Origin of the sequence: Pseudoalteromonas sp. L1 (assembly GCF_021728095.1) — a bacterium.
Lineage (GTDB): Bacteria > Pseudomonadota > Gammaproteobacteria > Enterobacterales > Alteromonadaceae > Pseudoalteromonas.
This window is the reverse complement of sequence record NZ_JAKKCT010000001.1, coordinates 425,679-447,822: the sequence shown is the minus strand read 5'-3', so window position 1 is coordinate 447,822 and position 22,144 is coordinate 425,679. Positions and strand designations below refer to the sequence as shown.

19 protein-coding genes and 5 tRNA genes are annotated in these 22,144 nt (G+C 41.1%); 5 read left to right on the top strand and 19 right to left on the bottom strand.

The window, feature by feature from the left end:
* Nucleotides 1-156 precede the first annotated feature (156 nt).
* The 9 genes from lon to L3V38_RS02020 form a co-directional block, all read right to left on the bottom strand.
* On the bottom strand, nt 157-2,517 hold the full coding sequence (lon, locus tag L3V38_RS02060; protein ID WP_130150583.1) for an endopeptidase La: 2,361 nt from the start codon (nt 2,515-2,517) through the stop codon (nt 157-159).
* A 143-nt stretch (nt 2,518-2,660) separates the two neighbouring features.
* Complete coding sequence (gene clpX, locus L3V38_RS02055; protein ID WP_062569850.1) at nt 2,661-3,944, bottom strand: ATP-dependent protease ATP-binding subunit ClpX; 1,284 nt, start codon at nt 3,942-3,944, stop codon at nt 2,661-2,663.
* A gap of 135 nt (nt 3,945-4,079) precedes the next feature.
* Nucleotides 4,080-4,697, bottom strand: coding sequence for an ATP-dependent Clp endopeptidase proteolytic subunit ClpP (gene clpP / locus L3V38_RS02050; RefSeq protein WP_237118212.1), 618 nt, complete (start codon nt 4,695-4,697; stop codon nt 4,080-4,082).
* Between the two features lie 274 nt (nt 4,698-4,971).
* Nucleotides 4,972-6,276, bottom strand: coding sequence for a trigger factor (gene tig / locus L3V38_RS02045; RefSeq protein ID WP_062569848.1), 1,305 nt, complete (start codon nt 6,274-6,276; stop codon nt 4,972-4,974).
* Between the two features lie 366 nt (nt 6,277-6,642).
* Nucleotides 6,643-6,719: transfer RNA gene (locus tag L3V38_RS02040), tRNA-Pro, on the bottom strand.
* A 124-nt stretch (nt 6,720-6,843) separates the two neighbouring features.
* A tRNA-Pro gene (locus L3V38_RS02035) sits at nt 6,844-6,920 on the bottom strand.
* Nucleotides 6,921-6,936: 16 nt separating this feature from the next.
* Nucleotides 6,937-7,012: transfer RNA gene (locus L3V38_RS02030), tRNA-His, on the bottom strand.
* Nucleotides 7,013-7,035: 23 nt separating this feature from the next.
* Nucleotides 7,036-7,112 (bottom strand) — tRNA-Arg (locus L3V38_RS02025).
* A gap of 50 nt (nt 7,113-7,162) precedes the next feature.
* Nucleotides 7,163-7,239, bottom strand: a tRNA-Pro gene (locus L3V38_RS02020).
* A gap of 327 nt (nt 7,240-7,566) precedes the next feature.
* Between L3V38_RS02020 and folD the strand changes: the two genes are divergently transcribed.
* On the top strand, nt 7,567-8,421 hold the full coding sequence (gene folD / locus L3V38_RS02015; protein WP_054553151.1) for a bifunctional methylenetetrahydrofolate dehydrogenase/methenyltetrahydrofolate cyclohydrolase FolD: 855 nt from the start codon (nt 7,567-7,569) through the stop codon (nt 8,419-8,421).
* A 55-nt stretch (nt 8,422-8,476) separates the two neighbouring features.
* Here folD and L3V38_RS02010 read toward each other — a convergent pair whose 3' ends face one another.
* Both L3V38_RS02010 and cysS read right to left on the bottom strand, forming a co-directional pair.
* Entirely contained in the window at nt 8,477-9,352 is an 876-nt protein-coding gene (locus tag L3V38_RS02010; protein ID WP_237118211.1) for an EamA family transporter, read from the bottom strand.
* A gap of 139 nt (nt 9,353-9,491) precedes the next feature.
* Nucleotides 9,492-10,871, bottom strand: coding sequence for a cysteine--tRNA ligase (cysS, locus tag L3V38_RS02005; RefSeq protein ID WP_237118210.1), 1,380 nt, complete (start codon nt 10,869-10,871; stop codon nt 9,492-9,494).
* A 177-nt stretch (nt 10,872-11,048) separates the two neighbouring features.
* Here cysS and L3V38_RS02000 point away from each other — a divergent pair, with 177 nt between their 5' ends.
* The 3 genes from L3V38_RS02000 to L3V38_RS01990 are packed head-to-tail and all read left to right on the top strand — an operon-like array spanning nt 11,049 to nt 13,176.
* Nucleotides 11,049-11,540: a peptidylprolyl isomerase gene (locus tag L3V38_RS02000; RefSeq protein WP_062569843.1), complete on the top strand. Its 492-nt coding sequence runs from the start codon at nt 11,049-11,051 to the stop codon at nt 11,538-11,540.
* 54 nt (nt 11,541-11,594) lie between these two features.
* On the top strand, nt 11,595-12,326 hold the full coding sequence (locus L3V38_RS01995) for a UDP-2,3-diacylglucosamine diphosphatase (RefSeq protein ID WP_237118209.1): 732 nt from the start codon (nt 11,595-11,597) through the stop codon (nt 12,324-12,326).
* Between the two features lie 55 nt (nt 12,327-12,381).
* The gene (locus L3V38_RS01990; RefSeq protein WP_237118208.1) at nt 12,382-13,176 is read left to right on the top strand and encodes a transporter substrate-binding domain-containing protein; all 795 of its coding nucleotides are present in this window, start codon (nt 12,382-12,384) and stop codon (nt 13,174-13,176) included.
* A gap of 60 nt (nt 13,177-13,236) precedes the next feature.
* Here L3V38_RS01990 and L3V38_RS01985 read toward each other — a convergent pair whose 3' ends face one another.
* Both L3V38_RS01985 and miaE read right to left on the bottom strand, forming a co-directional pair.
* Nucleotides 13,237-14,361: a hypothetical protein gene (locus L3V38_RS01985; RefSeq protein WP_237118207.1), complete on the bottom strand. Its 1,125-nt coding sequence runs from the start codon at nt 14,359-14,361 to the stop codon at nt 13,237-13,239.
* Nucleotides 14,362-14,606: 245 nt separating this feature from the next.
* Nucleotides 14,607-15,365, bottom strand: coding sequence for a tRNA isopentenyl-2-thiomethyl-A-37 hydroxylase MiaE (gene miaE / locus L3V38_RS01980; protein ID WP_237118749.1), 759 nt, complete (start codon nt 15,363-15,365; stop codon nt 14,607-14,609).
* 229 nt (nt 15,366-15,594) lie between these two features.
* Here miaE and L3V38_RS01975 point away from each other — a divergent pair, with 229 nt between their 5' ends.
* Nucleotides 15,595-16,194 carry a Yip1 family protein gene (locus L3V38_RS01975; RefSeq protein WP_062569839.1) on the top strand — a complete coding sequence of 200 codons (600 nt, stop codon included), beginning with the start codon at nt 15,595-15,597 and terminating at the stop codon, nt 16,192-16,194.
* A gap of 73 nt (nt 16,195-16,267) precedes the next feature.
* Here L3V38_RS01975 and purF read toward each other — a convergent pair whose 3' ends face one another.
* The 6 genes from purF to truA form a co-directional block, all read right to left on the bottom strand.
* Entirely contained in the window at nt 16,268-17,794 is a 1,527-nt protein-coding gene (gene purF, locus L3V38_RS01970) for an amidophosphoribosyltransferase (protein ID WP_130150563.1), read from the bottom strand.
* 18 nt (nt 17,795-17,812) lie between these two features.
* Nucleotides 17,813-18,307: a CvpA family protein gene (locus L3V38_RS01965; RefSeq protein ID WP_036969851.1), complete on the bottom strand. Its 495-nt coding sequence runs from the start codon at nt 18,305-18,307 to the stop codon at nt 17,813-17,815.
* A 61-nt stretch (nt 18,308-18,368) separates the two neighbouring features.
* Entirely contained in the window at nt 18,369-18,998 is a 630-nt protein-coding gene (locus L3V38_RS01960) for an SPOR domain-containing protein (RefSeq protein WP_237118206.1), read from the bottom strand.
* Nucleotides 18,999-19,009: 11 nt separating this feature from the next.
* Nucleotides 19,010-20,275: a bifunctional tetrahydrofolate synthase/dihydrofolate synthase gene (gene folC / locus L3V38_RS01955; protein WP_237118205.1), complete on the bottom strand. Its 1,266-nt coding sequence runs from the start codon at nt 20,273-20,275 to the stop codon at nt 19,010-19,012.
* 25 nt (nt 20,276-20,300) lie between these two features.
* On the bottom strand, nt 20,301-21,176 hold the full coding sequence (gene accD / locus L3V38_RS01950) for an acetyl-CoA carboxylase, carboxyltransferase subunit beta (RefSeq protein ID WP_130150560.1): 876 nt from the start codon (nt 21,174-21,176) through the stop codon (nt 20,301-20,303).
* Nucleotides 21,177-21,334: 158 nt separating this feature from the next.
* On the bottom strand, nt 21,335-22,129 hold the full coding sequence (gene truA, locus L3V38_RS01945) for a tRNA pseudouridine(38-40) synthase TruA (protein WP_062569834.1): 795 nt from the start codon (nt 22,127-22,129) through the stop codon (nt 21,335-21,337).
* Between the last annotated feature and the right edge of the window lie 15 nt (nt 22,130-22,144).

The following is a 22,144-nucleotide window of genomic DNA, read 5'->3' as shown; positions in this document are numbered from 1 at the left end:
ACTGTTTTGAAAATTTATGAGCAAATTAAGTTTATGCTCAGTTTATTATATTTTTCTCAACCCTAGGCCACATAAGGCCTAGGCTTGAAAACTAGTGCTTAACTTATCATACCTTTGGTATTTGAAAAGCCCCTAAATGCACTTTTTTGCGGTTTTTTACTGGTTTTTTTCAGTTTCGACAGAAAAACTCTCAACTGGGTGCTTTAAAGCCAGTTTTAAAACGTCATCAATCCAAGTAACAGGGTGAATTTCAAGGCCCTCTAATACGTTATCAGGGATCTCTTTTAAGTCACGTTCGTTAATTTTTGGAATAATAACGGTTTTAATTCCACCACGATGTGCTGCAAGTAGCTTTTCTTTAAGGCCACCAATTGGTAATACTTCACCACGTAGCGTAATTTCACCAGTCATGGCTACATCAGAGCGTACTGGGTTCCCAGTTAAGCTCGATACTAAACCTGTCACCATGGCAATACCCGCACTTGGGCCATCTTTTGGTGTTGCACCTTCAGGTACGTGCACATGAATATCACGCTTTTCATAAAAGTCGCTATTAATGCGAAGCTTTTCAGCGCGATTACGAACGACCGTCATCGCTGCCTGAATTGACTCTTGCATTACATCACCAAGCGAACCGGTATAAGTTAGCTTGCCTTTGCCTGGTACGGCAGCTGATTCGATAGTCAGTAAATCACCACCTACTTCAGTCCACGCAAGGCCCGTTACTTGGCCAATTCGGTCACCGTCTTCTGCTTTACCATAGTCAAAGCGTTGTACACCTAAGAACTCTTCAAGGTTGTTCTCGTCGATAAGTACCTTTTTTGTGCCTTTATCAAGCAGGATATTCTTAACGGCTTTACGGCATAGTTTTGATACTTCACGTTCTAAGTTACGAACGCCCGCTTCGCGTGTGTAATAACGAATAATGCCAATAATCGCACTGTCTGCAATCTCAACCTCAGACTCTTTTAAACCGTTACGCTTCACTTGTTTTGGAATTAAGTGTTGCTTAGCAATGTTTAGCTTTTCATCTTCGGTATAACCCGATAAACGAATCACTTCCATACGATCCAGTAATGGACCTGGGATGTTAAAGCTGTTTGAGGTGGCAACAAACATAACATCTGATAAGTCATAATCCACTTCGAGGTAATGATCAGCAAAATGGCTATTTTGCTCTGGATCGAGCACCTCAAGTAATGCTGAAGCAGGGTCTCCGCGCATATCTGATGACATCTTATCAATTTCATCTAATAAGAATAATGGGTTCTTCACACCCACTTTGGTCATATTCTGGATTAACTTACCAGGCATAGAGCCAATGTAAGTACGGCGGTGACCACGGATTTCAGCTTCATCACGTACGCCGCCTAATGCCATACGCACATATTTACGGCCTGTAGAGCGGGCGATTGACTGACCCAATGAGGTTTTACCCACACCAGGAGGTCCTACTAAACATAAAATAGGGCCTTTTAACTTATTGGTACGTTGCTGCACAGCAAGATACTCAATAATGCGTTCTTTCACTTTATCTAAGCCGTAATGGTCGGTATCTAGAATCTTTTGCGCACCCGCTAAGTCTTTTTTCACTTTTGAGCGTTTTTTCCAAGGCACATTGATTAATGTATCAATGTACGAGCGCACAACAGTCGCTTCTGCCGACATTGGCGACATCATTTTTAACTTAGCAAGCTCAGCGTTCGCTTTTTCTTGTGCTTCTTTTGGCATGCCCGACTCTTCAATACGCTTTTTCAGCGCTTCGAATTCATCCGGTACATCATCAAGCTCACCTAGTTCTTTTTGGATGGCTTTCATTTGCTCGTTGAGGTAATACTCGCGCTGCGATTTTTCCATCTGCTTTTTCACGCGGGTACGAATTTTCTTCTCAACTTGCAATAAATCTATCTCGCCTTCCATCAACGCCATTAAGTACTCAAGACGCTCTGTTACATCAGCAATCTCTAGCACTTTTTGCTTTTCAGGTACCTTAAGTGGCATATGTGCCGCCATAGTATCAGCCAGACGTGCAGCTTCATCGATACCTGACACAGAAGTAAGTACTTCTGGTGGAATTTTCTTATTTAGCTTTACATAGCCTTCAAACTGGCTAATTGCGCTGCGGATGAAGATATCTTGTTCTTGCTCGTCGATATGGCTTGATTCAATGAACTGCGCTTCTGCAACAAAGAAATCATCATTATCTAGAAACTTCTCTACACTTGCGCGTTGTGTTCCTTCGACAAGCACTTTAACGGTGCCATCAGGTAGCTTTAATAACTGAAGTACTGTGGCAATTGTACCAACACGGTAAATATCATCTTGCTGCGGATCATCAACTGAGGCGTCTTTTTGCGCCACTAGGAAAATTTGTTTGTCCTTGTCCATCGCCGCTTCTAGGCATTTTATTGATTTTTCACGACCAACAAAAAGCGGGATCACCATGTGTGGATAGACCACGACATCGCGCAGTGCCAACACGGGGATTTCGACTCGATCTGTTCTCTCAAGCGTCATTATATTCTCTTCGCACTTCATTTATTTTAAAGATTACTCAAGTATATGGGGATATGTAAGGGAAAGTTCAACAAATTTATAAAAAAAGGAGCCTTTGGCTCCTTTTTAATGCTTAACTGCTTAATATTTGAACTATCAAGAGATTACTCTGATGCTGCTTTGTCTTGATTACCACTTTGGTAAATCAAAATTGGATCAGACTCACCTTTTATCACTGTTTCATCGATAACGACTTTGCTTACTTCATCCATTGATGGCAGCTCATACATAGTATCGAGTAACACACCTTCAACAATCGAGCGTAAGCCACGTGCACCTGTTTTACGCTCCATTGCTTTATGTGCAATCGCTGATAAAGCGTCTTCCCGGAACTCAAGCTCAACATCTTCCATCGCGAAAAGTGCTGAAAACTGTTTTGTTAACGCATTTTTAGGCTCGCTAAGGATTTGAATAAGCGCGGCTTCATCAAGTTCAGTCAATGTTGCAACAACAGGTAGACGACCAATAAACTCTGGGATTAAACCATACTTTACAAGATCTTCTGGCTCAACATCTTTAAATGTCTCACTTAAGCTGCGGCTTCCCGATGAGTTTTTAACCTCAGCACCAAAACCAATACCTGTGTTTTTATGACTGCGTTGTTCAATCACTTTATCTAAGCCTGCAAATGCACCGCCACAGATAAATAAGATCTTAGATGTATCAACTTGTAAAAACTCTTGCTGCGGATGCTTACGACCACCTTGTGGTGGTACTGATGCAACCGTACCTTCGATTAATTTAAGTAAAGCTTGTTGAACACCTTCACCAGACACGTCGCGGGTGATTGACGGGTTATCTGATTTACGTGAAATTTTATCAATTTCATCAATATAAACGATACCACGTTGTGCTTTCTCTACATCGTAATCACACTTTTGCAGTAGCTTTTGAATGATATTTTCAACGTCTTCACCTACATAACCGGCTTCAGTTAGCGTAGTCGCATCAGCCATAGTAAATGGTACATCAAGTAAACGTGCCATTGTCTCAGCTAGAAGTGTTTTACCACTGCCCGTAGGACCAATTAGCAAGATATTACTTTTACCCAGTTCGATATCTGGGTTGATAGTTTGATTACGTAGACGTTTGTAATGATTGTAAACTGCAACAGATAACACTTTCTTCGCGTGATCTTGGCCAATTACATAGTCATCTAAGTGATTACGAATCTCTTTTGGTACAGGCAGTTTATCAGACGCGTTGTGCTTAGGCGCAATGTCTTTGATTTCTTCCCTGATAATATCGTTACACAGCTCAACACATTCATCACAAATGTATACTGAAGGACCGGCAATTAACTTGCGTACTTCATGCTGGCTTTTGCCACAAAAAGAGCAGTATAACAATTTATTACTTTTGTCGCCGTCTGTAGGAGTGTCAGACATTCAGCTACCTCTTTTATTACGTTGGTAGCAGCATCTATCTGCTGCTAATTCACTATGTGTAACTATATCAAAGATTTTTAGTTTTCGCATAGTAAAGGGTGATAGCTAATAATACGCAATTACTAGCTATTCAGGTTACTTAGTTTCACGATTCGTGAATACCGAGTCGACTAAGCCATATTCAACTGCTTCATTGGCAGTCATGAAGTTATCACGGTCGGTATCGCGCGATACAACATCTAACGGTTGACCCGTATGCTCAGCCATTAAACGGTTTAGCTTATCTTTTATTGACAAAATTTCACGCGCATGAATTTCAAAATCAGATGCCTGACCTTGGAAACCACCTAATGGTTGGTGGATCATGACACGTGAATTTGGTAAACAGAAACGCTTACCTTTAGCACCACCAGATAGCAAAAATGCACCCATGCTTGCTGCTTGACCAACACAAATTGTGCTTACATCTGGCTTAATAAAATTCATTGTATCGTAAATTGCCATACCAGCAGTCACTGAACCACCTGGCGAATTAATGTAAAGATAAATATCTTTTTCTGGGTTTTCTGATTCTAAAAATAGCATTTGCGCAAGAATCAGGTTTGCCATGTTATCTTCAACTTGGCCAGTTAAGAAAATAATGCGCTCTTTTAAAAGACGAGAGTATATATCATATGAGCGCTCACCTTTCGCTGTTTGCTCAACAACCATAGGGACTAATGCGTTTAGAGGGTCTATCATACCGCTGTTCATTCTTGTTTAATTCCTTATCCGCTGCGACTCATCCTTACAATAAGGAAAGCACATTTATACTAATGTTAATAAAGCTATCTATTTAATCTTTTAAACTATATAGGAACTTATCAGAACAAATTCAATCCTCGTCGAACAAAGTTCTGTAATAACATCAGCATTGTTGGTTTTTGTGAAACTAATATCCACAAACTAAAATGGCCCGGGTACGCTGTATAAATACAGAGTAACACGAGCCATTTAATCGCTAGCGAGAGCTTAAGTCAATGACTTATTAAGCACCTTGCTGTGGATTCATGATGTCGTCGAATGCTTTTTCAACGTCAGTCACGTTTGCTTTAGCTAGAATTGCTTCAACCGCTTGCTCTTCCATAGCAACGTTGCGCATTTGTTGCATAAGCTGATCGTTTGCTTTGTAGTATTCTACAACTTCAGTTGGATCTTCATATGCAGAAGCAACCGTTGCGATTAGCTCTTCAACTTTAGCATCATCAACTTTAAGCTCGTTCGCTTTGATAACTTCACCTAATAATAGGCCAGTTTTAACGCGAGTAATAGCTTGCTCGTGGAAAAGCTCAGCTGGAAGTTCAGGCATGTTTTTAGCGTCGCCACCGAAACGTTGTGCAGCTTGCTGACGTAGAGCATCAATTTCTTGATCTACTAGCGCTTTTGGCACTTCGATTTCGTTATTTTCTAAAAGACCTTTGATTGCTTGATCTTTAACGTTAGCTTTAACCGCTTGGTCAAGCTCACGCGTCATGTTCTTTTTAACTTCTTCTTTAAGAGCGTCAACACCGCCTTCAGCTACACCGAATTTAGTTGCGAACTCATCATTAAGCTCAGGAAGCTCTTGAGTTTCAACTTTCTTCACAGTGATTGTGAAAGAAGCCGCTTTACCTTTAAGGTTTTCAGCGTGGTACTCTTCAGGGAAAGTTACTTCAGCAACAACTTCTTCGCCCGCTTTTTTGCCAACGATGTTGTCTTCAAAACCTGGGATCATACGACCTTGACCAAGTTCTAGAGGGAAGTCTTCAGCTTTACCGCCTTCAAACTCTTCACCGTCGATAGAACCAACGAAATCGATAGTTACACGGTCATTTTCACCTGCAGCTGCGTCAACTTCAGTCCACGAAGCATGTTGCTTACGTAACGTTTCTAGCATGTTAGCTAAGTCTTCATCAGTTACAGAAACAGCTGGTTTTTCAACAGCGATTTTGTCTAAACCTTGAATTTCAACTTCAGGGTAAACTTCGAAAGTTGCATCGAATTCTAAATCTTTACCAGCTTCTAACGCTTTAGGAGCGAAAGTAGGTGCACCTGCTGGGTTAATTTTCTCTGACACGATTGCTTCAATGTAGTTGCGTTGCATTAATTCGCCAGCAACTTCTTGACGTACTGCTGCACCGTAACGCTTGTTGATGATAGACGCTGGTACTTTACCAGGACGGAAACCATCGATACGCTGGGTTTTAGACAGTTGTTGTAAGCGTTTTTTTACTTCAGTCTCAACGTTCTCTGCAGGAACGGTGATGGTCAGACGGCGCTCAAGGCCTTGAGTCGTCTCAACAGAAACTTGCATGATTTACCTCAATCTTCAATTTTGGCGACTGTTCGCCTTCCTTACAAACAAGGTGATCTCTATGAGTGATAGCAAGTTTTAACGCTGAAAATTTCAACTTAAAACGGCGCATTGTAACCATGAGATACCATTGCTGCTTTGCCTCTATGGGCACTATGTTAAACAATAGACGCGGCATTATAACCTAATATTTATGATAGTCGAGTCTAGGGGGCAATTATTTGGCGTATATAGCAGCAATCAGTGTTCAAATGCGTAAAAAACGAACTCAGTAAAATAACAACGATGAATTAAGCTGGTTTGAAGATATGAAATATGAATTTAAGAAGCTTTTAATGAGGGATTAAAGCTTAAAAGTTTTAAAAGTGGTCGGCGATGCAGGATTTGAACCTGCGACCCCTTGGACCCAAACCAAGTGCGCTACCAAACTGCGCTAATCGCCGATACTGAGAGAAGTTTTGAAAATAAAGACCATTCAAGAAAATAGTCGGCGATGCAAAATTTGCACATTCGACTGAATTGAATATACCCAAACCAATCGTTCTTTGACCTTTAACTTTCTAAAAGTGGTCGGCGATGCAGGATTTGAACCTGCGACCCCTTGGACCCAAACCAAGTGCGCTACCAAACTGCGCTAATCGCCGATATCTTAGAGTAAATTGGGGTGACTGATGGGGCTCGAACCCACGACAACCGGAATCACAATCCGGGGCTCTACCAACTGAGCTACAATCACCACGGCATTTACATATTTTCAAATGGCGCACCCGGAAGGATTCGAACCTTCGACCAACGCCTTAGAAGGGCGTTGCTCTATCCAGCTGAGCTACGGGCGCATCGAAAACTTCAAAAGCTTGCCTGTAAGCGCCGCTTCTTAAAGAAGAAGTGGTCGGCGATGCAGGATTTGAACCTGCGACCCCTTGGACCCAAACCAAGTGCGCTACCAAACTGCGCTAATCGCCGATGCTTACTATTGTTTGCGAGTGACCTCGTTAACAACGGGGTGCATAATAGTGATTTGGCTGGGTTAGGTCAAACATTTTTTTAAGAAAATAATTCAATCGGTCACTTTTAGTTCATAATGGTTAAATATTGCAAATATAAGCTAAAATTTGGACTCTTTTTTATAAATCGACGCTTTATATAAGATTGCATCTTGGCGCTATGATGCTTTTCTGCGAAAATACGCAACATAAAATAAATATGATTTATTTATCCACACCCCTTTATCGGATAATCATATTTAAATGTATCAGTATCAAGTTAACTAACCCCAATGAAAGGTCACCCATGACGGCAAACATCATCGATGGTAAGGCAATAGCTAAACAAGTACGCAGCAATGTAGCAGAGCGCGTTGCAGAGCGTGTAGCGAACGGATTACGTGCTCCAGGACTCGCAGTCGTGTTAGTAGGTCAAGATCCAGCAAGCCAAGTGTATGTTGGTTCTAAACGTAAAGCATGTGAAGAAGTCGGCTTTGTATCTAAGTCTTATGATTTACCTGGCGACACCACTGAACAAGATTTACTTGCATTAATAGACCAACTAAACGAAGACAAAGAAGTAGACGGTATTTTAGTTCAATTACCTTTACCGCAAGGCCTTGATGCTGAAAAAATTCTTGAGCGTATTACCCCTCATAAAGACGTTGATGGTTTCCACCCGTATAATATTGGTCGCTTAGCGCAGCGTATGCCGGCACTTCGCCCTTGTACGCCGAAAGGTATCATCACCCTACTCGACTCTACCGGTGTTCGTTACAAAGGTATGCACGCAGTCGTGGTTGGTGCATCAAACATTGTTGGTCGCCCTATGTCACTTGAGCTTTTACTTGCAGGCTGTACAACAACGGTATGTCATAAGTTTACTCAAGATTTAGAAACTCATGTTCGCCGCGCTGATTTATTAGTTGTTGCGGTTGGAAAGCCTGAGTTTATTCCGGGTGATTGGGTTAAAGAAGGTGCTATTGTAATCGATGTAGGTATTAACCGCCTTGAATCTGGTAAGCTTGTTGGTGATGTTGAATACGATATCGCTGAACAAAAAGCACATTTCATTACACCTGTACCTGGTGGTGTTGGTCCAATGACTGTGGCAAGCTTAATCGAAAACACGCTCGAAGCATGTGAAAAATATCACAGCTAAACGTTAAGTTATGTAAAAAGGGCTGCCAATTGGCAGCCCTTTTTGTTTATGCTTTTTATCTACTAGAACGAATAACTTTCAACATCTGTGGCAGTACTGAAAATACGATCATCATAGCCATAATCAAGTATTGCCAATCTTGGTACTGCTCGCTAAGTAAAATAACAGCACATACGATGCCCGCAATTGGGTTTGCAATAGTCCCAAATGAAAACTCAGCAACAGTCATACGCCCTAATAACCACACATACAGTATATAGGCAATAGCCGTGTTAGGTATTATCAACCAAAGCAATGCAGCGTATTGCAATGTTGAAATAGGTGAAAACACCACTTGATAGTGCGCTGGGTGTATAAAACTGCCATCAATAAACGCAGCCAATAACAAAATAGTGCCGCCAATGATTAACTGCCATGTCAGTACAACCCACCAATGTATATGAACCGATAAGCTTTGTACTAAAGTACTACCAATTACAATAGTCAGTAAGGCACCAGATAAAGCTGCAACGCCAAGTACATTCAGTGCAACATAGGTAGGATCAAATAACAGCCAGGCTAACACAACAAGTGCTGCCGCACAGATAGCTTGTATTCGTGCTGGTCGCTGCCCTTTTACAAACCATGCATATAAAAGTGCCACCACAGGAACTGATACCATACCAACACCTGCAATCGCTGCTGGAAGGTTCACTGCCATAATAAAAATAAAAGCAAAAAACAGCGCTATATTCACAGCACCTAAGGTCAATAAGCTGAGCCATTGTGAACGGGTCGGTAAACTTGGCTTGAGTAATAAAAGTAATAGCCCCGCTGGCAATGCACGCACTGCGCCTAATAACAATGGTGGCCAATCTGGTGTGGCATATTTGGTCACTGCGTAAGTGGTACCCCATAAAAAGGCAGGGATCATGGCAAGTAAGATATTCAAAGTCAGTCCTTGTTAAAGCAAAGTAACGCCAAGGTAAAACCTCAACTTTAGTTGAGGTCAATATTAAAAATAAATTTCTAAAAACAAAAAAGGTTGCCGATATTGGCAACCTTTTGATATGCAGCTTTTCGATTGATACTTATGCTTTACGCCATGTTGTTTTACCAGCAGAATCTTCCAGTACCACACCAAGCGCATTCAATGCATCACGGGCTTCATCAGCCGCTGCCCAATCTTTACTAGCACGGGCTTCATTACGTTTTGCGATTAACGCTTCGATATGTGCTACTTCGTCATCAGCTTGGCCACCTTGTAAAAAAGCTTCTGGATCTTGTTGTGCTACACCTAATACCTCTGCAACACTGCGCAGTACATAAGCAAGTTTACCTGCTTGCTCTGCATCGCTGTCTTTAACACGGTTTAGCTCTTTTGCTAACTCAAATAACACAGGCAATGCTTCAGGTGTGTTGAAGTCATCATCCATCGCCTTTCTGAATTTAGCCACATATTTATTACCTGCTAAATCGCATTCAATTGGTGCTACGCCGCGCAGTGCAGTGTAAATTCGCTCAAGAGAGGAGCGCGCTTGCTCAAGGTTTTCTTGCGAATAGTTAAGCTGGCTACGGTAATGACCTGAAATTAAGAAGTAACGAACTGACTCAGCATCGTACTCTTTTAATACATCACGCACGGTAAAGAAGTTGTTTAATGACTTAGACATCTTCTCTTTATTAACCTGTACCATACCTGTGTGGATCCAGGTATTCACGTATTTACCGTTATTTGCACAGCATGACTGAGCAATTTCGTTTTCATGGTGCGGGAACTGTAGATCTGAACCACCACCGTGAATATCAAAGTGCTCACCTAGGTGTTTAGAGCTCATTGCCGAACATTCGATGTGCCAACCAGGACGCCCTTCCCCCCATGGTGATGACCATGATGGTTCGCCAGGCTTGGCTTTTTTCCAAAGTACGAAATCAAGTGGATCTTGCTTATCTTGTGCAACTTCAACGCGTGAACCAGCCTGTAGCATGGTTAGGTCTTGTTGCGACAAGGCACCATATTGTTCAAATGTAGATACATCAAACAATACGTCGCCGTCTGCTGCAACATACGCATGGCCTTTAGCAATTAAACGCTCAACCATCACGATGATTTCATCCATGTGGTTTGTCACCGTTGGCTCAACATCCGGACGCAGCATATTTAAGCTATCAAAGTCTTCATGCATCGCCTTGGTCATACGAGTCGTTAAATCATTAATTGACTCGCCATTTTCATTAGCACGCTTGATAATTTTATCGTCAACATCTGTAATGTTACGAACGTATTTTAAGTCATAACCAATATGACGAAGATAACGAACAATCACGTCAAAACCGACGAATGTACGAGCATGACCGATGTGACAGTAATCATAAATGGTGATACCACACACGTACATGTCGATTTTGCCATCAACAAGGGGTTTAAACTGCTCTTTTTGTCGCGTAAGTGTGTTGTAAATTTGTACCATTTATAAAATGTCCTTAACGGTGTTTTGAGATTCTTTATGGTAACACTTGCAAAGCCGCTGCTCTAGCGCTTTATCAATTGAATAAGCACTTTGTTAATCTGTCTCAACAAGCTCTTTGTTAATCCAAGTCAACTACTATAAAATAGACCCATTATTAAACCAGATATAGGAAACCTCATGGTTGTACTACACACAAACTTTGGTGACATCACCATCAAGATGCACGAAAGCGATGCACCAAACACAGTTAAAAACTTTTTAGAGTATGCAAACTCTGGCTTTTACAACGGTACTATTTTTCACCGTGTAATTGATGGTTTTATGGTACAAGGCGGTGGTTTTGAGCCTGGTATGGTTCAAAAAGAAGTAAACAACCCTATCGAAAACGAAGCTAATAATGGCCTTGCAAATAAAGTAGGCACATTAGCAATGGCACGTACGCCGGATCCACACTCAGCGACTGCGCAGTTCTTCATTAACGTTAACGACAATGACTTCCTAAACTTCAGCAGTGAAACATCACAAGGCTGGGGCTACTGCGTGTTCGCAGAAGTTGTTGAGGGTATGGATGTGGTTAACAAAATCAAAGGTGTTGCAACTGGCAGTGCTGGTTTCCACCAAGACGTACCTCTTGAAGATGTAATCATCGAAAAAGTAACGGTTAGCTAATTTAATCGTTTAGTCTTTTTAAGCGGGCCTTTGCCCGCTTTTTTGCGAGTAACCATGAAACAAAGTTATTTTATTGCCGATCTCCATTTAACAGAAAACCGCCCTGATATCACAGCAGCATTTTTTGATTTTCTTGATAACAAGATTATTAATGATGACGTTGATGCACTGTACATTTTGGGCGACTTTTTTGAAGTATGGGTCGGTGATGACTATCAAACTGACCTTTCAATCAATGTTGCCGCACGTTTAAGCCAAGTAAGTGAAAGTGGAACTGAGGTGTTTTTTATTCATGGCAATCGCGATTTTATTATGCGAGAAGACTATGCAAAAAGCGCGAGTATGACTTTATTACCTGAACAAGTTGTTATTGATTTATATGGTACTCCAACAGTTATCTTGCACGGTGATGAAATGTGCACCCAAGATGTTGAATATCAAAAGTTTCGTAAAAAAAGCCGTGGTTGGTGGTGGCCAAAATTAATGCTTGCTATGCCGCTTTGGTATCGCAAAAAAATTGCCCGTAATGCTCGCGAAAAATCAAAACAAAGCCAAGCTGGCAAAGCGTTAGAAATTCTAGATGTGACTGAAGATGCGGTATTAGCGATGTTTGAAAAGCATCAGGTTGTTAATATGATCCACGGTCATACACACAGACCCAACGTACATCACTACAGCATAAATAATAACACACTGACCCGCACCGTACTCGGAGATTGGTATGAGCAAGGGTCATATCTAAGGGTTACACCTGCTAGTCAGGAACTAATCAGCGCGCCACTTTAAATAGTAGAAACTTTGACTATGCTTGAATAGAGTTTTTACTAAAAAAGCGTGAGTCATGATTGTTCGGTTAACCTGTTTGTTCTGCTGTTTAATGCTAAGTTTTTCTCTTAACAGCCAAACTTGGCGATTAGTCACAGAACCATTCCCACCTTTCCTTATCGACAATAATGAAAAGCCTGGCTGGGTTCATGAACTCGTTGTTAGCGCACTAAAAAGCCAAAATAAAAATGTAGAGATTGAATATACTCATTGGGCTCGCGCATTAAAGCTTGCGCAGCGGCATAAACGTGTTGCGGTTATTGGTGCTTTTTATACCCTAAAAAGAGCGAAAATCTTTACCTACTCCCGACCTATTGCTACAGCTGATATTGTGCTTTTAAAACGTGCCGATAGTGAGATTACCTATTCAGGCTCCCTATACTCTCTGACTCCTTACACAATCAGCAAAGGAGAAGACTATGTTATAAGTGAAGAGTTTGAACACCATCCTCAACTTGCGGTTACGACAACACATAGTCTAATAGAAAGCTTAACCCTTTTAATACATGGCCGTGTAGACCTTGTTGCCGGTACAAAAGAAGTTGCATTATACTGGTTAGAAAATAACGAAACCTTGCAAAACCTCAAACACTCGGAAATAAAGGTCATCACCCCTTTCCTATCAACTCAAAAGCTACACGTTATTACAGCCAAAAATCACCCTCAATCTGCCTATTTTCAACAAGATTTATATACAGGGTTACAAACTATTGTGGCAAATGGAGATGCAGCAAAAATTTTAAAACGTTATGATTTTGACACTAATCAAACTGATAAAGTTTTAGCTTTGCTTAGCAAAAACTTTAATTAGCCAAGTAAGTCGATTACTTTGCTTAGTATAGAGGCTATAACACCTCTATACTAAAATTACCTAACAGCTAGTCCTCACGGAACTATTTGTACAAGTTGTCACTCCACCCGAGGTCGAACAGGTTGTATAATTTATTTCTCGAGTACAGCCACCCCCTCTAATAAGCGTACCGCCTCCTGGGCCTGTAACAATCCCGCCCACTCCACCACCTCCAGGTGAACTCATTTTCGTTGTTGCACCTTCAATACTTTCTAAATTTTCGATTAAACAATTAGAAACAAGTGTATCTGTTAAAGTAACATTGATGCCACTCATGAAAGTGCCAATTTCAATGCCATCAACAAGTGAAGCTCCTCTATCTAGAGTGAAAGTAAGATTCAGATCTCTTGCCCCATTAGTAATTGATTGACCATGATAACCTACTTTAAATACTAATTTATTACTTGAATTACCATAAGAACGCGTTGCATACACACCGACTTTATCGTGACTTAATGAAAGTGAAATCCCTGCACTATTTTTACCAATATGAATCCCCGAAACTTTCACTTGAGTATCAGTAATAAATTCATTCCAGCTACTTTTACCAAGGCGAGTGGCTATTTGAGCATGCATTTCTTTTTTAATACTTCTACGTGCATCAATGCTCGTTAAATAAAAAGATGGGTGATTGGCACAACTTTCATCAGAACTAGCAAGCGCGGAACGTGTTGAATCATCCCCCCAGTTTCCTGCATGTACAGTCACTGTTGAGTTAGTTGCAACAGTACCGGCTTCATTTACAGCCCGCCTAAATTCACTATCTATCTCATAAAAGTCATCAAGTGCAGCGGCTTCAGCGCTATTAAGTGTAGTATCTATTGCTTTGACTTTTACCGCTTTACTATACTGGGTCTGTTGCTCTGTAGTAATTATAAATTTAAACGCCACTCGCTGTAGTGCATTAGCGACAATAACCTCTTTTGAAGTTGTGTTACAAAGATAGGTCGTTACCCCAAACTCTGGCTTACCATTATTTAAATTCCTGACTTCACAGTTAGGCCTCTCATAATATAATTTTGCAATACGCAGTGCCTCACTATAGTCACATGTATCACACGCTTTTGCTTCTGTAAGTGCTGCTGCAGCATCATTTGCAATAAACAAAGCGCTTACAGCCAACATTAATATCAACTTATATTTCATCTTATTTCCTTACCCTCAATATCAAGGGGTCATCCATTTTGTTTTAATTAAGGTTATAAAATACATACGTCAATACTTCGGACCCTTTATGGGTACTTTAGGTTTACAGCATTGTCAATATTTATTTTTAAGAATGAATAAGGCTCTTGGGAATAGCTGGGGGTAGGGGTTTATAAAATAAAAAAGTAAAATGATCGCAAAGAGCTTATTAATAATCGCTCCTTGCTGTTGGATTACATCGCTTTTTAAACTGGCAAACCACTATGAAACTTAAAATCGTCATCAGGCGTTGCAATCAGCTCAGCCTCAATTTGACCAAAAAACTCAACACGCTCGGTAATATCAAATTCACTGATTTCTTGCGCGAGTGTTAAATAGTCTTGGTAATGACGGGCTTCTGAGCGCAATAATGAAATATAAAAATCCCCTAACCGCTTATCAACATGAGGAGCGAGCTTAGCGAACCGTTCACACGAGCGGGCTTCGATGTAAGCACCGATAATGAGTTTATCGACTAGCGCATCTGGCTCGTAGGTTTTTACATGGCGCAGCATACCCTTTGCGTAGCGACATGGCGTAATGCTTTTATATTCAATACCGTACTCATCCATGATCTCAAGCACTTGATAAAAATGATGCAGCTCTTCCTTTATAAGCATGACCATTTTATCAATCAGATCTTGCCCGTAAGGCGAGTTCGATTTTGGGATCATTGATTTAGTTAGCTTGTTTTTATCTGCAAGTTCTCGCCAATCCCCTTCTCGTTTATAAATAAGAGTTTCAAAAGGTTTTAGCCATGCAAGTAATGCATCACCACTTTCTTTATCAACTGCATACTTACGAATTAAAAACATCGCTGACTGAGCAGCTTTCAATTCACAAATAAGGTGATCAATTAATACCACATCTAAGTTTTCTTGTTTGATTGCCGCAGCAATCCACTCATCAGGCGTTCCACACTTTAAAAAAGAATGGATAGGAGCGAGTAAAGCAGAGTAAGGCACTGAATAATTTCTCATCAATAAACGTGAGTATATTTTACCATATAAATACATTGTCATTCTATGACCCATATCAGTACAGGACTAATTTCTATATGCACTAAAGACTTATATATAACCCATCATTTCCAGTATTTCAGATTCTTGACAATATGTGATAAGTGGACCATAACTTAATCAAAGCTGTACAAAAATAAAACAGCTCATATTCCTATTTACAGGGGCAACAATTATGATTTTGAACCACTTATGGGGCTTATACGCCCACCCACTCGAAGAATGGCAAACAATAGATAATCGACATGAAAGCTTGCGTTACAGCTTATCGCACATCTTACTCATTGCATGTATTCCATCCATCATGGGCTATTATTCATCAGTCCATCTGGGGTGGAGCATTGGCTCCGGTGAAGCAGTATTTTTAACGCATGATAGCGCGCTATTGATTGCGATAGCCATGTACTTTGCGCTTATTGTAGGCGTGTTTGCACTGGCTTACTTAGCACACTGGATGGCCGTGACCTTCGGTGCAAAACCCACCTTTACTCAAACCCTAGAACTTGCTGCTTACACAGCAACACCGGTATTTATGTCTTCATTTGCGGCGTTTCTACCAGAGCTTTGGTTTGTGGTGTGTGTAGGACTTGTAGCTCTCGCCTACTCTGTTTACCTGCTCTACACTGGGGTGCCAATTTTAATGCACATTCCTGAAGAGCGAGGCTTTATTTATGCCAGTTCAGTGGTCACTTGCGGATTAATTCTACTGGTCATAATCCTTGCTGCAACAGCAATTCTGTGGACAAATGGTATAGTCCACCCAATGTTTACCTAAATTATTTCCTTTCTTTCCACAAGCAAAAAAGGAGCTATGTAGCTCCTTTTTCATGTATTAGTATAAAAACTAATTAATCTGCACTGTTTTCTTCTTGGTTATGTAATTCTAAACCTGAAGACATTGCGTTTTCACGCGTTGATTTTGCAGAATCATTACGTAGACGATCGATATGGTTAAGATATTCTTGATCGATATCACCCGTTATATATTGTCCATCGAATACCGATGTTTCAAAGCGAGTGATTTCAGGATTTTCTTGGCTCACCGCTGAGATTAAATCATCAAGAGACTGGAAAATGAGCCCATCAGCACCAATGCTTGCATTAATGTCTTCCACTTCACGACCATGAGCAATTAACTCAGCAGCCGAAGGCATGTCAATTCCATACACGTTCGGGAAACGAATTTCTGGTGCAGCTGATGCAAAATAAACGTTCTTTGCACCTGACTCACGAGCCATCTCAACGATTTGCGCTGACGTGGTACCACGAACAATTGAGTCATCAACAAGCAATACATTCTTACCCTTGAACTCACGGTCAATGGCATTCAGTTTTTGACGAACTGACTTCTTACGCATTTCTTGACCTGGCATGATGAAGGTGCGGCCAATGTAACGGTTTTTAACAAAACCTTGACGGTATGGCAGGTTAAGCGCTGATGCAATTTCAAGCGCCACATCACATGATGTTTCAGGGATTGGAATAACCACGTCGATGTCTTTATCAGCCCATTCACGTGCTATTTTTTCACCTAACTTAGTCCCCATGTTTACACGCGTTGCATAAACAGACATACGATCAATGGTTGAATCTGGGCGCGCAAAATAAACAAACTCAAAAATACACGGCGCATATGTGGCCTTTTCAGCACACGCTTGTGAGAAAAGCTGACCTTCTTCAGTCACGTAAATAGCTTCGCCTGGCGCTACATCGCGTACAAACTCAAAGCCATCTGTTTTTAATGCAACGCTTTCTGATGCAAACATGTACTCAGTACCGTTTGCTGTTTCACGCTTACCAAATACAAGTGGACGAATACCGTTCGGGTCACGAAAGGCAACAATACCGTGGCCGATAATCATTGCTATTGTTGCGTAACCACCCGTTACTTTGTTATTTACTTCCGTTACTGCTGTGAAGATATCTTCAGCATCGAGTTTAAGTTTATTAGACTTACTTAACTCATGCGCCATGATATTAAGTAATATTTCAGAGTCAGATGTTGTATTAACATGACGGCGAGCTTCTGAAAATAATTGCTCTTTTAATGCTTCAGCGTTTGTTAAATTACCATTGTGTGCAAGTGCAATACCAAACGGTGAGTTAACATAGAAAGGTTGCGCTTCTGACGAGCTAGAAGATCCAGCTGTCGGATAGCGAACATGACCAATACCAATCGTACCTTGAAGGCGTTTCATGTGACGGGTATGAAACACATCTTTCACAAGGCCGTTGGCTTTACGTAAGCTAAACGTATTATTTTCAATGGTAATGATGCCAGCTGCATCTTGACCGCGGTGTTGCAAAACAGTTAAGCCATCATACAGCGCCTGATTAACAGGAGAAGTTCCGACTATGCCAACGATACCACACATTAAATTTATCCTCGCCGATTAACGGTTTACCGAATTTAAAAAGCTTGAGTTGTTTTCGAGGTACGAAAAGAACCACTCAACAACAAAGCCAAATTCTGGAATCAAAATAGAGTTACCCCACCAGTGCGTATTAGGTGCACCGGTAAAAGCATCAAGAAAGAAGAGTAACGCGCTTACGACCAACACGCCACGAAGAGCACCAAACACTATGCCGAATACACGGTCGGTGCCAGATAAACCAGTACGTTGTACAAGCTCACCTAAAATATAGTTTAGTAATCCACCCAACAGGAGTGTCGCAAAGAATAATATGGCTATTGCGGCTGCATTTCTTAAAAGGGGTTCTGAAATACTTGTTAGGAAGGAAGCTAAATATTGGTAAAACAAACTAGAGATGATAAATGCGCCAGCCCATACAGCTAATGACATTGCTTCTTTTACGAAGCCACGTATTAAGCCGATGATAGTGGATAGTGCAATAATGCCAAGTATGGCGTAATCAACCCAGATCATAAGAACCAACTAGTCGTTAATTTGGGGCGCATTCTATAAGACAAGCGGAGGAATTGCCAGATCATTTTGTAATTTCAAACTGAGTAACTTTGCCGTTTAACTTGGTTAACTGCTTTAACTCAGGGAGCTTACTCTCTAACTCTTTCTTGCTAAGTGAAGGGCCTACAAAGACTTTTGTCAGTGTTCCGTTCGGGGTTTTGATTGGACGCGTAAAGGTTTTAAAGCCGTTCGCTTTAAGCTTTTCAAGTAACGACTTTACATTAGGCGCGTGTGAGAAACTACCCAATTGGATTACATAAGCCATTTGCGTGAGGTTTTCTTCTGGCTTACGAGCAGGCTCCGTTGTTTTTACTACTGGCTTGGCTGCTTTAACAACTGCAACAGGATCTTGAGTTGATGCTTCAACCATTTTAGGCGCATCATCAAATTGCTCAGTTTGCTCTGCTGTAAGCTCAGCGTCATTCGCTTGTGCTTTTTCAACAGGTATTTCAGCAGGCTGCTCTGCAGAGGCAACTTTACTATCAATTTCATCTTGTAAGTCAATCGTTGTGAACTCAGGGCGTTCAGGAATTGCTTTAAAACCTTCTGTATAGTGAACTTTCTCTCCATCCAAAATATTTGGAATAAAGACAATAGCCGCCACAACCACAATGGTGGTCCCTACTAAGCGATTAATAAACCCTGCGTTCACCGAATTCCTCTCTATTTTTTAAAATAGCTGATTGCTGCAGCCACGGTTATAAATGAGCCAAACACAATTACTAAGGTGTTATTGTCTACATTTGCTAATAGTGTGTCTAGCGCAGTTTCAACACTGTCATATTGCGTACTAGGCGCTGTTGATGTCGTTTCAGCCAATGCCTTTGCAAGGTTTTCAACCTTATCGCCGCGAAAACAATCTAAACTGGCTAACGACCACTCATGAACAACATCCGCCACGGCTGACATTGCTGCCACTTTATCTTTATCTGCAAGCATAGCGACTAATGCATGAATTTTAAACCCTTGATCTTTATACACGCTTAATTTACGCGCCAAATAACGGGCCGATTCAGGGTTATGTGCCACATCGGTAAAAATAAGTGGCTGTTCACTTAGCTGCTGAAAACGTCCTTCAACTGTTAAATTAGCTAAACAATCACGTACTTGTTGCTCACTAGGTAGTAAGTCAAGTTTAGCCAATAAGGTCAACGCAGTGGCTACATTTTGACAAGGAATCGCAGGTTTTGCTAAGCGCAAGTCTTTACCTTTGTACTGCCAATTAAAACCTTCACTGTCTTCAATGAATTTAAAATCACGACCAGATAACACCATATCAGCATCAATTTCATTACCGTAATCAGTTACTGTATGTGGAATATCTAAATCACCAACAATTGCGGGTATGTGAGGTCGGAAGATACCTGCTTTATCGTAGCCAACAAGCTCGCGTGTATCACCTAGGTATTCTTTATGGTCTAGATCGATAGTTGTGATCACACACGCATGTGGTGTGACAATATTAGTCGCATCATAGCGACCACCTAAACCCACTTCTAACAATACATAATCAACAGCGTGACGTTTAAAAATTGCCAGTGCACCTAACGTGCCGTACTCAAAATACGTCAGTGGCGTCTCACCACGGCCCTTTTCCAGCATATCGAAAGCATCAACATGGAATTGGTCATCAAGCTCTTGGCCATTAATACGTACGCGTTCGTTATAACGAATTAGGTGTGGAGAAGCATATGTACCCACACTAAAACCTTGTGCTAGTAATAAGCTTTCTAGGCAACGCGCTGTGGTGCCTTTACCATTGGTACCTGCGATTAATATTATTTTGCTCGGTGTATCGAGTAAGCCAATTTGGTTTGCAACGCGAGCAACGCGCTCTAAGCCCATTTCAATATTGGCGGGGTGAACACTTTCTAAATAACAAAGCCAATCATCAAGGCTTGATGATTGGCTAGGAAGGATTTCTGTCATAGCGATTAATCAGTTAAGCTGAAATTTACGCTACTCTATGCTCTTGTTCAGTAGAAGGCAAGTTCATAAATTTCGCTAAGATACGCGCAAGGGTGTCACGCATTTCACGACGGTCAACAATCATGTCGATTGCCCCGTGCTCTAGCAAGAATTCACTGCGTTGGAAACCTTCAGGCAGTGTTTCACGCACTGTTTGCTCGATTACACGAGGGCCGGCAAAGCCAATAAGTGCTTTTGGTTCAGCAACGTTTATATCGCCAAGCATTGCCAGTGACGCAGATACACCACCCATTGTTGGGTCGGTTAATACTGAGATAAACGGTAAGCCTTTTTCGCTCATTTTAGCCAGTGCAGCACTTGTTTTTGCCATTTGCATTAATGACATAAGCGCTTCTTGCATACGTGCACCGCCTGATGCTGAAAAACAAATAAGTGGCATGTTATGCTCTAAACATTGATCTACAGCTTCAACAAAACGAGCGCCGACCACTGACGCCATAGAACCACCCATAAATGAGAACTCAAACGACACCGCAGCAACAGGAATACCTTTTAAGCGTCCTTTAATTGCAACAAGTGCATCTTTCTCGCCACTTACTTTTTGTGCTTGTGTAATGCGGTCAGAGTACTTCTTAGAATCTTTAAACTTTAAAACGTCCTTTGGTTCGTGTTCTGCACCAATTTCTTGACGATCTGCATCATCTAAAAAGTTTTCGAGTCGCTTACGGGCACTCAAACGCATATGGTGATCACATTTTGGACATACATTAAGTGACTTTTCTAATTCTGCTTTATATAAAATTGAATCACAGTCTGTACACTTTGCCCAAACCCCTTCTGGGATTTCTTTTCGGCCTGACGATTTAGTCGTTTTAGGTAAGATTTTTTCTAACCAACTCATTTGCAACTCTCTTAATACTGTTCTGTGTCGCAGTCTGTTTAATTGTGAATACTTATTTGTATTTCTGACAACCAATAAACAGACAGATTTTTTCAATTAAAACATGAATTACCCGCAGACGATATAAAAAACTGGTCTTAGTAGTGTACTACCAAGTGTTAACTGTCTGAATCAGGTAAAAACAAAGGCCCTAATGGTGTTTTAGGGATCTCAAACTGCTCAGGGTAATCCACATCCACTAAATAAAGACCCGCAGCTTTAGCTGTCGCACTGGCTTTGGCTCTCTCTTTTAAATCAAGTAACTCTTTTAACCAAACAGGTTCATGCTTATGTAAACCAATGTCCATCAAGCAACCAGTAATATTACGTACCATGTGATGTAAAAACGCATTGGCTTTAATATCAATGATCACATAATCACCTTGGCGTTTTACCGACAAATGGTGAATAGTACGATTTGCTGTATTTGCTTGGCAATGGAGTGCTCTGAACGACGTAAAGTCGTGCTCACCTATTAAATACTGACAGGCTTGTTGCATTTTAGTTTCGTCTAATGGGTGATGAAAATGAGTAACGCCTTCACTCATAATCGCACCGCGATAGGTATAATTGTATATCACATAACGATAACGGCGTGCTGTCGCACTAAAACGTGCGTGAAAATCTTCAGAAACAGGCTTAGCAAAACGAATAGAAATATCTTTTGGTAGTAAGGTATTCATCCCCATCGTGAACGCGACCATTTCGCGTTCAGCATGAGTATCAAAGTGCACGACTTGGCCTGTACCATGAACACCTGCGTCTGTACGACCCGCACAAACAATCTCAACAGGATGATTACAAATACGCGACAACGCTGTTTCTACTTCTTGCTGTACGCTATTGACGTGTGATTGACGTTGCCAACCACTGTAACGGGCGCCGTTGTATTCTACTCCAAGTGCTACTCGCATAATGATCTATTTACC